Origin of the sequence: Clostridium sp. LS (genome assembly GCF_002760435.1) — a bacterium.
In the GTDB taxonomy this organism is placed as follows: Bacteria; Bacillota; Clostridia; order Clostridiales; family Clostridiaceae; genus Clostridium.
On record NZ_AUUU01000111.1, the window covers coordinates 39162 to 53551 of the forward strand.

At 30.5% G+C, this 14390-nt stretch carries 12 protein-coding genes; 10 read left to right on the top strand and 2 right to left on the bottom strand.

The window, feature by feature from the left end:
* The first annotated feature begins 72 nt into the window (after positions 1–72).
* The 3 genes from COL3_RS21655 (at position 73) to COL3_RS21665 (ending at position 4613) form a co-directional block, all read left to right on the top strand.
* Positions 73–1551 carry a glycosyltransferase family 39 protein gene (locus COL3_RS21655; protein ID WP_008421228.1) on the top strand — a complete coding sequence of 493 codons (1479 nt, stop codon included), beginning with the start codon at positions 73–75 and terminating at the stop codon, positions 1549–1551.
* Positions 1552–1693: 142 nt separating this feature from the next.
* The gene (locus COL3_RS21660) at positions 1694–2398 is read left to right on the top strand and encodes a response regulator transcription factor (RefSeq protein ID WP_035282978.1); all 705 of its coding nucleotides are present in this window, start codon (positions 1694–1696) and stop codon (positions 2396–2398) included.
* Positions 2373–4613, top strand: coding sequence for a HAMP domain-containing sensor histidine kinase (locus tag COL3_RS21665; RefSeq protein WP_008421224.1), 2241 nt, complete (start codon positions 2373–2375; stop codon positions 4611–4613). The genes COL3_RS21660 and COL3_RS21665 overlap by 26 nt, the downstream gene beginning before the upstream one ends.
* A gap of 564 nt (positions 4614–5177) precedes the next feature.
* Here the strand turns inward: COL3_RS21665 and COL3_RS21675 are convergent.
* The gene (locus COL3_RS21675) at positions 5178–6542 is read right to left on the bottom strand and encodes an MFS transporter (protein ID WP_035282955.1); all 1365 of its coding nucleotides are present in this window, start codon (positions 6540–6542) and stop codon (positions 5178–5180) included.
* A 5-nt stretch (positions 6543–6547) separates the two neighbouring features.
* A complete protein-coding gene (locus COL3_RS21680; protein WP_008421220.1) occupies positions 6548–7075 on the bottom strand; it encodes a PadR family transcriptional regulator in 528 nt (175 codons plus the stop codon).
* Positions 7076–7636: 561 nt separating this feature from the next.
* Between COL3_RS21680 and COL3_RS21685 the strand changes: the two genes are divergently transcribed.
* The 7 genes from COL3_RS21685 to COL3_RS21715 all read left to right on the top strand — a co-directional run bounded on the left by COL3_RS21685 (position 7637) and on the right by COL3_RS21715 (position 14383).
* Positions 7637–8446 carry an ABC transporter permease subunit gene (locus COL3_RS21685; protein WP_008421218.1) on the top strand — a complete coding sequence of 270 codons (810 nt, stop codon included), beginning with the start codon at positions 7637–7639 and terminating at the stop codon, positions 8444–8446.
* 76 nt (positions 8447–8522) lie between these two features.
* Positions 8523–9563, top strand: a complete 1041-nt coding sequence (locus tag COL3_RS21690) for a glycine betaine ABC transporter substrate-binding protein (RefSeq protein WP_008421216.1) — start codon at positions 8523–8525, stop codon at positions 9561–9563.
* A 15-nt stretch (positions 9564–9578) separates the two neighbouring features.
* The gene (locus COL3_RS21695) at positions 9579–10406 is read left to right on the top strand and encodes an ABC transporter ATP-binding protein (protein ID WP_008421214.1); all 828 of its coding nucleotides are present in this window, start codon (positions 9579–9581) and stop codon (positions 10404–10406) included.
* Between the two features lie 121 nt (positions 10407–10527).
* Complete coding sequence (locus COL3_RS21700; RefSeq protein ID WP_008421212.1) at positions 10528–11523, top strand: DMT family transporter; 996 nt, start codon at positions 10528–10530, stop codon at positions 11521–11523.
* A gap of 12 nt (positions 11524–11535) precedes the next feature.
* Positions 11536–11814: a hypothetical protein gene (locus COL3_RS21705; RefSeq protein ID WP_008421209.1), complete on the top strand. Its 279-nt coding sequence runs from the start codon at positions 11536–11538 to the stop codon at positions 11812–11814.
* A 95-nt stretch (positions 11815–11909) separates the two neighbouring features.
* A complete protein-coding gene (locus COL3_RS21710) occupies positions 11910–13958 on the top strand; it encodes an alkaline phosphatase family protein (RefSeq protein ID WP_008421207.1) in 2049 nt (682 codons plus the stop codon).
* Between the two features lie 98 nt (positions 13959–14056).
* Entirely contained in the window at positions 14057–14383 is a 327-nt protein-coding gene (locus COL3_RS21715) for a thioredoxin family protein (RefSeq protein WP_008421205.1), read from the top strand.
* Positions 14384–14390: the final 7 nt, after the last annotated feature.

Here is a 14390-nt window from a genome sequence, read left to right on the forward strand (position 1 = left end):
TACTCAAAAAGTGACTAAGTAAGATAATATTAAAATTCGTGTAGCTATATTGAACTCAAGGGGAGATCGAGTATGGCTAAATTAATCAATAAATTTACAACATTTATGCGCGGTTCAATTATATTTTTATTAATAATTGATGTAATTGTGGCTGTTGGACTTATAGGGATTAGCATAGAAGGTTTTAATACGAGTGTTTTAGTATTTGGATTTACAGCTTTATTAGCAGCTTTTTTGGGATATAAATTTATAAATATAAATACAAGTTCAAAGAATAAGCTGGTACTTATTTTAATAATTGGATTATCACTTAGAGTATTATGGCTATTAAATGTTAACAGTATTCCAACTTCAGATTTTAAGATAATTTTTGATAGTGCGGGAAATTTTATTAATGGTGACAGGTCAATGTTTTATGGAACTTCTTATTTCGGAAGATTTCCGCATTTAACTATAATAACTTTGTACATGGCATTCATAAGATATATGTTTCCAGTCAGCAACTTATTGATTGTTAAGCTTATAAATTTAATATGCAGCATTCTTGTATTAATTTTAATTTATTACATTACCAATAAATTATATATGAATAAAGAATACGCATTAAAAGGAGCTTTAATAGGCGCAATCTTTCCACCATTCATAAGCTATGTTGGAGTATTTTGCAGTGAAAATTTAGCTATGCCTTTTTATTTATTGAGCATTTGCTTATTTTTAAATGCAGTTCAAATTAAAAATAAACTTAGATTGTATATTTTATGTGGCGTAACTCTAGCATTAGGAAATTTATTTAGAATGGTTGCTGTTATTGTTTTGGTATCATATGTAATATATATTTTAATGTATTTAAGAAATAAACTATTTGAAAAATTTAAGGAAATATCATTACTCATAGCATCTTATGCTATTATTATCTGTATTATTAGTTCAACGCTTCAAATATTAAGGATTACAGAGTATCCCTTATGGAAGGGGAGTGAACCTAATATAACAAGTGTACTCAAAGGAACCAATTATAACAGTTTGGGTGCTTGGAATGCAGAAGATGCAAAAATAATAGATGATAATATTGGCAATTATGAAGGATTAGAAAATTTAAGTAAGAAAATTATAAGAGAAAGATTGGCAAATACTTCATTTTTTAAATTAGGAATATTTTATCTAGAAAAATTCTCACTTGTTTGGAGTGCAGGGGATTGTTCAGGAGTTCTTTGGTCTCAAAAGGATGTTAATGAAAATACAATAATGTTTCCGGTGAAAGAATTAAAAAACATTAACATTCCATTATCAACAATATTTCAAATTATATACGTATTGGTGTTGATGTTAGTTTTAGCAGGATTATTTAATAAAAGTACTCTAAAATTAATTAGAGAGATTAACTTATTTTATTTAATTCTTTGTGGTTATGGATTAACTTACTTAATAACAGAAGCACAGCCTAGATATTCATATATTATATCATGGGTATTTATAATATTAGCCATTAATGGATTAAATTATATAAAAATCTTTAGAAATTCTTTCGTTTTTTCTAATGAATTCCTTTAGGTTAAGCATATATATTTATAATTGTGCTCAGAACATTGTAGGGCTTAAACTTAATAATTAGTTATTTTATCTATTAATGTTATATAATAGTATATAATGCGAGAGTGCATGGCATATGAAGTATAAATGTGAGGATGAAAATATGAATTTGTATAATATTTTAATAGTGGAAGATGAAAAAGAAATATGTGATGGTATAGGAATTTATTTAAAAAATCAAGGATATAATGTTTTCAAGGCTAGTAACGGAATAGAAGGGCTTGAAATTATAGAAAATGAGACAATTCATTTAGCTATAGTTGACATTATGATGCCTAAAATGGATGGTACAACAATGGTTATGAAGCTTCGAGAGGATAATGAATTTCCGGTAATAATGTTAACTGCAAAATCAGAAGAAATGGACAAGATAATAGGGCTTAATATTGGTGCTGATGATTATGTAACCAAGCCGTTTAATCCAATGGAACTTTTAGCAAGAGTAAATTCTCAATTAAGAAGATATTCAAAATATTTAAATATATTAAATAATTTAGAGTCAAATGAAAATAGCTATGTAATTGGTGGGCTTGAATTAAATTTAGATGCCAAGGAAGTTATTTTAGATGGCGAAGAAGTTAAGGTAACTCCAATAGAATTCAAAATTTTAAAATTGCTTATGAAAAGTCCAGGCAGAGTTTTCTCAGCAGAAGAGATATATGAATTAGTTTGGAATGAACAAGCTATAAATACTGATACAGTAATGGTACATGTTAGAAATATTAGAGAAAAAATAGAGATAGATAGAAAAAATCCCAAGTATTTAAAGGTGGTGTGGGGAGTTGGATATAAAATTGAAAGACAATAAAATTGAGGCAAAAAAACTTATAAAAAATAAAGAACGAAACATTACAAACTTTGTTGCTATAATTACAATTTTAATAATTGGAATAGCTATGATAGGGATTTACCCCAAGATAGATGAAGCAGGAAATAACGATCATAATTTATTTATATATACACATAGTGAAGAATTTGATGAAGATTTTTCAAAAAATACTTTTGTGCTTTATAAAGAAGCTTTGGAAAATATGCAAGGCAAAGCCATTGATGCAAGTTATATTTACCTCAAACCTGAATCTGAATTTGATAATAGTAATGATTACAATGTTTTAAAAGATAAAATAAACGATTATATTAAATATTGGAAAAAGGATTTTGAGAATAATTTTTTAAATATTGATTATGCAGTATTGGACAAAGACGGAAATGTAATTAAATCAAATAATGGTAATGATTTAAGTTCAGTAATTAATTCAAATAATACTTCTTCATTAGGAGATAAATATTCTTTTTGTATTGCTATTAGGTTTGATGAAAATGGACAGTTCTATGCAAATAATATTTATGGAGCAGAGGATTGTGCGGTAAATGACTTAGTATTAAGAAAATTAGTTTATACAGATAATTATGATATTGTAAATCCAATAAAAAATATGACTTTTATATATGCAATAAATAATAAATTAAAATATTCTGATAAGATTTCAACTAGTCTTAGATCAGAAGGCAGTGGCTATGAGAATGTAACTTATACATATATTCTTATTTTTTCAGGAATTATTATTCTTTTAACTTTAGGCATTCCTTTAAGATATGAAAATGAAATTAGTTTATACAAAAAGTTTTTTAGCTTGCCATGTGAAATCATAATTATTTTAACGAGTTCTATCATTGCTTTGATAATTTCAGCAGCTCCAGAAGTAATACGTGATTCTTTAAATGGAGCATATGTAAATACTGCTTTATCTGAAATTCTTAGAATTGATCCAATTATCGGTAAACCCGCAGTTTACATATTTAATCTGATTTTTTGGTCAATATTCTTTACTTTAACAGCTATGTGTACAATATCAGTAAAAAATATATTTAGCATAGGATTAATAAAGTACATTAAAGAAAAAACTCTTATAGGTATTATCATTTTATGGATCAAAAGAAACATCCAAAAAGCATATAAAAATATTAGTATTGTAACCCAAAATATAGATTTAAATGATAAATCTAATAGACTTATTATCAAACTAATTTCCATTAATATAATTATGCTAATAATTATACTAGCCTTGTGGATTGGTGGATGCGTTATAACTAATAGTGAAATGTTTGCTATATTTTTAGGTCCGATATTACTAGTTTCGTTTTATTGCGTGATTCTATTTATTTTAATTAGAAAAATATTAAATGATATAAGAAATAAATTTGAAATACTGCTAAACGCTACAAATAAAATTGCGGAAGGAGATTTAGAAGCAAGTATAGCTGAGGATGTAGGGTTGTTTAATCCGATTAAAGAGCAAATTGAAAAGATACAAAAAGGTTTTAAAAAAGCAGTAGAGGAAGAGGTTAAAAGCCAAAGGATGAAAACAGAGCTTATTTCAAATGTTTCTCATGACTTAAAGACACCATTAACATCAATAATAACTTACGTTAATTTACTTAAGGATGAAAATATTACAAAAGAAGATAAAAGATCATATATTGATACATTAGATAAAAAGTCCCAAAGACTAAAATTTTTAATTGAGGATTTATTTGAAGTGAGTAAAGCAACAAGCGGAAATATTACTTTAAATTTAGATAAAGTTGATATAGTAGAATTAATGAAGCAGACACAGTTTGAATTAGAAGATAAATTAAATAATGCAAATTTAAAAATAAAGAACAATTTTTCTGAAAATAAAGTAATCTTGGAATTAGATAGCCAAAAGACTTTTAGGGTTTTTGAAAATTTATTAAATAATGTATCGAAATATGCAATGAAAGATACAAGAGTTTATGTTGACATAATAGAAGCAAAAGATAAAGTTGAAATTACAATAAAAAATATGTCTGCTGAAGAAATAAATTTTGACTCACATGATATAATAGAAAGATTTCAAAGAGGAGATAAATCAAGAAATACAGAAGGCTCAGGTCTTGGCCTTGCAATTGCAAAAAGTTTTGTGGAAGCTCAAGGAGGAGCTTTTAATGTAGAAGTGGATGGAGATTTGTTTAAAGTTATAATATTATTTTTAAAGTAGCTGATTGTAAAAAGGAGAGGATTTTAAATGATAATCCTCTCCTCGTTACAATTAAACCCACTATAATACGATAATCTGTATAGAACTAAAATAGTATCTTATCATATCAAAAGCTTCCCCATCAATATCAGGTGTTCTGCTATTTCCATTCCGTAGATTTAGTTACAGATTTATCTAAGATATATGGCAAAAGTACAAAAATATAAATATTTTTCGTTAAATCAAATTTTGATATTTTAAAAGGCCCTAAGGAGGGTAAGTTTGATCTTGGTTTTTCTATAGTTCCTAATACCACAAATTTAATAACAGATGAATTATCAGTATTAAAAATGAAAGAACCTTATTGTCACAGAACTTTTCATATGGGATAGTAAAAGAATGGATATATGACTCTTTCAGCTAAAGTATTTAAAGATTTTATTATAGAGGTCTCCTCAAAAATCAAAATTTAATAAGTTTTATTGATTTTATTTAGCTTCTGAAAATATACCATAGATATCCATTATCATATATTTTTTTTATTAGGTGAATATCTACATTCAACAATCTAGGCAGTAAGTGAAATTAGTTAATTGTAGCATGTCCAATATTTTTAGGTAGAAACAGTACTTCAATTGCTGGAAACAGCATCAATAGACCAAGGAAAATAAAACCTAATTTATATGCTATAGTGATTGAAAAGAAAATTTGCAGTAAATTCACGATTACAGTAATAAGTGATATTCCCATGCCTTGAGCTAATGTTGAAACAACAGCATTTAAAGTATTTGCACTGTTACGATCTTTAGGAGCTATTTCAGAAAAACTTAATCCACTGTAAGCAGTTAAAGCTAATGAACGTCCAACACCGGAGACTAATGCAAGAAACATTATCCAAATAGGTAAGGTATCAATTTGAATAAATGCTAAGGCAATTGATGTAATAAATACCATTCCAAATGATGATAATAATGAACCTCGATAACCTAATTTGCGAATAATCGGATTAGTGAAAGGCTTGATTCCTATATTTCCAACAAAAATAAATAGCACATAGCTGCCAGATTTTACTGCAGACCAATGAAGGACAGTTTGTAAAAAGATTGTTAATATATAAGGTAATGCTCCAACACATAGCCACATAACAGAACCACTTGTTTGGCAGATTCTAAAAGAAGTTACTTTTAATGAATCTAGTGAAAATAATGGATTGTCTATTGTTTTTAGGTGCTTGAAAACAACAAAGCCAAATATCAATCCTAAAATAATTAATCCTAATGCAATAAGCCAATAATTTTCTCCATGAGTAGCTACTTCTGCTCCAAGTAAAATAATACCAGATGAAAATGCAATTTCTATAAATCCTAAAAAATCAAAAGGAGTTTTCTCTTTTTCTTTATCATTATCGATTAGTTTTATTCCAATTAATACTATAATTAATCCTATTGGTATATTAATTAAGAAAATCCATTGCCAGTTCCAGTAAGTAATAATAAATCCTCCAACTACTGGTGCTATTGCTGGAGCTATAAGTGCAGGCCAAATAAGATAGCTAAACATCCTTAATAGCTGTGAAGCTGGTGTTTTTTCTAATACAATAAGTCTTGCCGTAGGTGTCATCAATGCACCAGAAATTCCTTGTATAATTCTCATTATCAAAAGGAAAGAGAAGTTAGGTGCTATTGTACTGCTTAATGAACTAAGAGTAAAAATTATAACGGCAATAATCCAGATTTTCTTTTTACCAAATCGATTAGCCATCCATCCACTTAAAGGGATAAAAACGGCAACGGTAATTAAATACACACTGACGAGTAATGCAATTGTTGCAGAACTCGTACTAAAATATTGGGCCATTCTAGGAAGGGCAGTAGTTACAATTGTTCCATCTAAAATCTCCATAAAGAGGCTTGCAGCCATTAGTAAGGCTATTTTTATTTCTTTTGTCATTATGTTCACCATTCTTTCTGCATTTCCAGTTTAAATCTTTCAATCCATTCAATTGCTACATTTGCTTGATGTAATCGTAACTCAAATTTCTTAGTTGCATACCAGTGGTCTTTTGAGTTTTCTTCAGCTAGTTTTTCCAATGCATTTTGCGTATCTTCGATAATATCTTTTTGCTCCTGATAGAATTGATCTAATATTTGTATTTGTTCATCAATAGCAAGATGTTGCATTACGTCAAGCTTTATTAAATAGATATCAGCATTATGGGCGCCGCTTGGAACTGGCATTTTCATTAGTTCAAAAAAACGCTTTGTTCCTTTTTCAGTGATTGTAGTCAGCTTCTTATTTTTTCCGTCTGATCCTATATTGGTTATTTCTACAAGCCCCTCTTTTTCCAATTTTTCAAGTAGGGGGTAAATCACTCCATAGCTGACTTTACGGTGACGGCCTAAAGTAACCTGCAATGCATTACGTAGGTCATAACCACTTTGGGGTTCTTCCATTAATTCACCTAAAATAAAAAGTTCATTCATTGGTTTATTCCTCCTATATATCTAAAAGATATACTTAGTATATATCTTTTAGATATATACTGCAAGTCGGTTAGATAAAAAATTTAAAATCCCATAATTCGGAACTAACCAAATATGTTATAACTTATCTGAATATTAATAGGTATAAATGGGATAAAATGGGGAATTGCAATCAATAAGTATTAGAGATATTTACTGCAGCAGGAGTTTTTATACATTTTTCTATGAACTCATTGTGTTGAACAATGAACAATGATAATATAAATGTGTTCAAATAATGAACCTTTTAAAGACTGTAGTTGTCAAGGTTTAAGAACAATAAATATATTTATCTAAAAATAATTTTATGTTCAAAAAAATCTAAAAAAACAAAAACATAGTTCTTCGATATGTTTTTGGGGGTATTTTTATTGACAATGGTTGGAGGATTTAGTAATATAGACTTAGCAGTAAAACATAGTATATCGATAAGAATACTAAAAATGGATTAGGGGGTATGTATGAACAGTAGGAATTTTAAAAATAAATACGGAAAGAAACAGGGAGGTGTAGTCATCTACTATGAATAATCAGAATACAACGGTAAAAGTAATAAAAAGAAAAAAAGGCAAAAGCTTTTATCTTGGTGTTTCATTTGTCTCTGTGCTAGTGTTTTTTTGTATATGGCAAATTACTACTAGCAAAGGCTTGATTAATCCAGTATTTCTTCCAACACCTCAAAAAGTGTGGCAGGCATTTGTTGAATTAGTTCAGCAAGGTTATAAAGGAGAAAGCCTAGTATCACATATTGCTATAAGTATGGAGAGACTTTTTATCGCTATTTTCTTTGCAATAATAATCGGTGTTCCTTTAGGACTAGCTGCAGGAAGTTCAAAGCTTGTAAGAGCAATTATAGATCCGTTTATTGAATTTTATCGTCCTCTTCCACCGTTAGCATACTACACATTAATTGTGCTTTGGTTTGGAATTGGAGATGAATCAAAAATTATCTTATTATTTTTAAATGCTTTTGCACCTTTATTAATTGGGGTTATATTTAGCGTACAGAAAGTTCCCGTAGATAGAATTAATGGAGCTAAATCATTAGGGGCAAGTGGATTTAATCTTTTTATTAGTGTTATTTTTAGATCATGCTTACCAGATATATTGACAAGCCTTAGAACAGCTATTGGTGTCGCTTATGCAACTCTAGTTGCAGCAGAAATGGTAGCGGCAGTATCAGGAATAGGATGGATGGTATTAGATGCAAGTAAGTATCTTAGAAATGATATTGTCTATGTAGGAGTTATAATTATGGGAATTATAGCAATTATTCTAGATTCTTTTGTGAGATTTTTAATTAGAAAAGCTTCACCATGGTTACAGAAATAAAGTAAGTAAGAAAGTCTTGTAATTTTAAGTGTTAATAAAAAACAAAGTTTATATTTAATTTGAAGGAGTGTTATTTATGAAAATTAAAAAATATTCAATATTCTTGGCGGCTATTTTATCCATAGGGATTTTAACAACAGGTTGCTCATCACCGAAGACATCCAGTACAGCAGAAGCTACTAAATCAGCAGATTCAGCGCTGCCTAAAGAAATACGTTTGGGATATTTTCAGTCTCCAAATGGGGAACTTCTGGCAAAAGGCGAAAAGTTACTTGAAAAAAAATTCCCTGGAGTGGCAATTAAATATGTTCAATTTGATGTAGGGCGTGATGTAAACACTGCAATGGCTAGTGGATCTATAGATATAGCAACTATTGGAACACCTCCAGGAACAAGTGGAATTGTTAATGATCTTCCGTATAAAATTTATTATTTACATGATATTATTGGTGCAAGTGAAGCACTTGTTGCTAAAAATGCATCTGGAATCAACTCAATCGGAGATATAAAAGGTAAGAAAATTGCAACTCCATTTGGGTCAACTTCACACTTTAGCTTACTTTCTGCATTAAAACAAAATAATATTTCAGAAAAAGATGTAACTATTTTAGATATGAATGCTCAAGACATTATAGCAGCATGGAGCAGAGGTGAAATTGATGGTGCTTATATATGGCAGCCAGCACAATCAAAACTTCTTTCTGATGGTGGAAAAGTTATACTTACATCTCAAGATGTTGCGAGTAAAGGAGCAGTTACAGGTGAATTTGGTATTGTAAGTAATGATTTTGCATCTAAATATCCAGATGTAGTTAAAGCATATATTGATATATTAGATGAATCTACTAAGTCATATAAAACACAGACAGATGACGTAGTAAAGACATTATCATCAGAACTTGGTCTTAGTGTAGAGGATACAAAACAAGCAATGAATCAAATTTCAGTTTTAGATAAGTCACAGCAAGCACAATATATAGGAACTGCAGACAAGCAAGGTACACTGCCTCAAATTCTAAAAGACACAAGTGATTTCTTGTTATCTCAAAAAGCAGTTACCGCTTCACCAGATGTTGAAGTATTCAAGAAAGCAGTAAGAAATGATTTATATAAATAGTAGAGGAGATACATTATGGAATCCTTAATAGAGAAAAATGAAGTAGAAGAAAGAAGTGTAAATTGTTCTGTTGAATTAAAGGATGTTAATTTAATATATAAGAATGGAAAACAATATTTGAATGTATTAAATGATATTGATCTAAAATTATTTGATGATGATTTCGTTTGTGTTCTTGGGCCGTCTGGGTGTGGAAAAACTTCATTATTAAATGCCATCGCTGGATATAATACAGATATCTCAGGACAAGTACTTATAAATGGGGTACCACACACTAAGCCAAATCCAGATGTTGGGGTTGTTTTTCAACAACCCAATATCTTTCCATGGTTAAGCGTAGAGAAGAATGTAGAATTTGGACTTAAGATGAAAGGCATTCCCAAGAAAGAACGAGCAGCAATCGTAAATCATTATATTAATTTAGTAGGTTTAGATAAAGCTAGAAAACTGCTTCCTCACCAATTGTCTGGTGGTATGAAGCAACGTGCAGCAATAGCAAGAACATTAGCTACTGATTCAAAAGTAGTTCTACTAGATGAACCTTTTAGTGCATTAGATGCTTTAACAAGAGAATCTATGCAAAAGCATTTAAAGAAGATATGGAAAGATACAAACAAATGCTTCTTCTTTATTACACATGATGTAGAGGAAGCGATTCTTTTATCAAACAGGATTATTGTAATGAATGCTAATCCGGGAAGAATTGTTAGTGATTTTAGGAACCCACTCCAACAATATGATAATAATAGTTTTAAAAAAATTAGATCTTCAGAAGAGTTCGGAGAACTTAGAGATTCATTAATTAAATTGATTCAAGGAAATGATTTAGAAAGCGAAGATTAAAAAATCATGTGTATATTCTGATTTAGAATAATAAATTTTGAAAATGTATTCTTTAAAAAATTTACTATCTTTGCATTCATAGTTAGCATAGAAGCACGACAATTAAGGAGTTTTGAAGGAAATGGATCATAAAACGCAATTATTATTACAAAATATCGATTTAAGTTATACTAAAAGAGGAATTGTTAGAGGATTACTTGCTGGTGCTGCTTGGGGATTAGATGGTGTATTAATGGGAATGGTGCTAGGCTTAGCGCCATTCAAAAATAATATCAATATATTCCTTGTTCCATTGGTTGGAGCTTGTCTGCATGATGGATTTTCTGCATTGTGGATATTTATCAATAATGTAATTAAAGGCAAATGGCGTGAGTATATGCGAACAGTTAAGACAAAACCTGGTAAAATGATAGTATTGGCAGCTATTCTTGGTGGCCCTATTGGAATGTCTGGCAATTTGCTAGCAATTTATTTTTCTGGTGCATCCTACACTGCTGCAATTACTGCTGCATATCCAGCTATAGGTGCTATATTAGGATATATTTTTCTAAAAGAAAGAATATCAACAAGAGTATGGGCTGGAATAATATTAGCTATTATTGGAGCGTTTATTGTTGGATTTATTCCACCAGAAGGATTAAGTTATCCTAATTTCTATGTTGGTATTGGGCTGGCGGTGGTTGCCACCTTAGGGTGGGCATTAGAAGGTGTAATATCAACTTATGGTATGGATTTAATCGATTCTGATATTGCAATTGGAATAAGGGAAGCTTCCTCTTTTTTTATGTATACTATTGGTATCTTACCTATATTTCGCGGAGCAGGTTATCAGCTTGTTTTTGATAGTTTTATGACAAGTTCTGTTTGGTGCATTGCATTTGTTGGTTTTGTTGGAGGAATTTCATTTTTATCTTGGTATAAAGGGATGAATATGATTGGTGTAAGCAGAGCAATGGGCTTAAATGTGACTTTTGCCTTATGGTCAGTATTTTTCGGGTGGCTGTTAGATGATTTACATATAACGCCCAACTTAATTATAGGAGTTGTGATCATTTCTTTTGGAACAATCCTTACAATAGGAAATCCGAAAGATTTAGTTAACTTAAGGAGTTATTAAGGGGGCATTGCTATGAATAAGATTCCGATAAAATTTAGAGTAGCACAAGTTATTTACCAGAATGAAGGAGTATCAAATCTAGAAATACTAAAAATTCTTAATAATGAGTATCCTTTTGATCGAAGTATAAACGAAAGAAATGTTGAAGAGTATCTCCTTTCGTTAAAAGCTGTTGGTATTATAGAGCTTACCAATGCTATTACAGATAAGAACGGTAAACTTAAAATGTTTTATAAGATAACTGATTATGGTAAAAGTCGCATGAAGTATATTGAAATTAAAAGTTCTTAAATATATTTTTGAAAAGTTGAAAATAAGTCCATTTCATTTAATAACGTAAAATTTTAATGCGTATAAAGAAAAGTTAATAAAAGGAGTTGAATATTATGAAAAGGGCGGCACTTACTCAAAAATTATTGGTCTTAGGTGTAGATGGTATGGATCCAAGAGTGAGTCAGAAATTTTTAAAGGATGGAAAAATGCCGAATTTAAAAAAATTAATTGAACGTGGTTCGGCAAGAGAAGATTTAAGACAAATTGGCGCGATACCAACAATCACGCCACCTTGTTGGACAACACTTGCTACAGGTGCTTATCCAGGAACTCATGGAATCACTTGTTATTGGAGACAATCGCCTGAAAATCTTGATGCAGTTGTTTATAATATGGATTCGCGTAATTGTACAGCTGAACAAGTTTGGAATATTACATCAGAGGCAGATTTAAAAACACTAGTTTGGCATTGGCCAGGCAGTTCTTGGCCACCAACTTCTCATAGCGATAACTTAAGTGTTGTAGATGGAACTCAGCCAGGGTCTGTTAATATGGGGGTGGCACAGCTTGATTGGGAAAAAATTATTGTTGCTACACCTGAAATTGAAGAGGTTCGTTATGCGCCAAGAGTAGAAAAGCCAGCAGGTGTTGGTTGCATAATTACAGATTTAGAAGGCACTTTAGATGAGGAAGTTGATGATGAAATGATGGAACTTTGGTGGGGAGATAAAGCCCGTCAAGGTGGGGAAATTAAAACCTATATTATGGATGATAATGATACGGAAATTGTCATCGGAAGCAAGGTAGCTTATGATATTGTAAATTCGCCTCTCAAAGATGCAAAAGGATGGAAGAATGCGCCAGAAGGTTCTAAAGAATTCACTATAATAACTTCAAGTGGTGTAACTAGACGTCCAGCCTTAATTCTAAAAAATGAAGCTGGTGAGTATGATAGAGTAGCAATTTATAAAAATAAGAAATCAGATGCTCCAATTGTTATTTTAGAGAGATATAAGATGGTAACAGGTATAATTGATGATGTTACAAAAAAAGAAGTAACTAAGCCTGCATGCCGCTCTATGAAGATTTTAGAACTTGATCCACAAGGGAATAAAGTTAGAGTTTGGATTAGTAATGCTCTTGACATCTCAAATGATCAATTATGGCATCAAAAATCTTTATATAAAGATATTATTGAGAATGTTGGTCATGTCCCACCTGTTAGTTTAATTGGTGGAGAAGATGATGAACTTGTAAGAGAAATCTTTGAACCGTCTTGGGCAATTTATAATAAGTGGCAGGCTGATTGTCTTAATTACTGCATTAATGAGAAAAAATATGAAGTTATATTTTCACATCTTCATAATGTGGACTGCGCAGGTCATCAGTTATGGCATCTTGCAAAGACACTACAGCCATGGGATTACACAGATGAAAAAACATATCAAGGATTTATTGAAAAATTTTATATTCAAACAGATGATTATATTGGGGAATTTCTTCATTTATTAGATGAAGGCTGGACTGTATTACTTGTAAGTGATCATGGTCTTATGGTTGGAGAAAATGTTCCTCCAATTTTAGGTGAGTATGGTGGTTTAAATACAAAAGTTATGGAAGAGCTTGGCTATACAGTTTTGAAAAAAGACAAAGATGGTAATTTAACAAGAGAAGTAGATTGGGAAAAAACTAGGGCTGTTCAAATTCGTAGTAATTATATTTATATTAATCTAAAAGGACGAGATAAATATGGTATTGTTGATCCGAAAGATAAATACGATTTGGAAGAACAAATAATCTCTGATTTGTATAATTATCGAGATGATAAAACTGGTAAACGAGTAGTTGGTATATGCCTTAGAAATAAAGATGCTGTTTTAATTGGTACTCATGGACCAGAATGTGGTGACATATTCTTCTCTATTGAAGAAAAATATAATAGGCTCCATGGAGATAGTATTTCAACTTCAGAAGGGTATTTTGATACATCAGTTTCACCTATTTTTGTGGCGGCAGGCTCAGGTATTAAATCAGGATTTACAACTGAACGTATTATCAGGCAAGTAGATGTTGCGCCTTCAGTTTCTGTATTACTTGGTTTACGATATCCAGCACAGTGTGAAGGAGCTCCGATTTATCAGATATTCTCAGAAGAAATTTAATAAAGAGTTATGTGGGCAGCTATCAGAAAATAGCACTCTGATAGCTGTTTTAAGTGCATCCTATACAATTTAAAAATAATTATAGAGGAGTGAATAATATGTCTTTGCAACATATAAATTCAAATCAGTTTGATGAAATTATATATGATAATGCTGAGCCAAGCTTGGTTATCTTTTCTAGGGAAAGCTGCACAATATGTCAAGGTGTAGTGCCAATTCTAGAAGATTTAAAATTAAAATATGATGAGAAGTATAGTTTTTATTATGTTGATGTTGAGGAACAAAAGAATTTATTTCAGAGATTTTCTTTAAAAGGTGTTCCTCAAATCCTATTTTTTAAAGAAGGAGAATATAAAGGAAAACTAACTGGTCATGTGGAAGATGATCAAATCGAAGAAAAGATTTCTGAAATTTTTGAGGAGTGATTAGGGG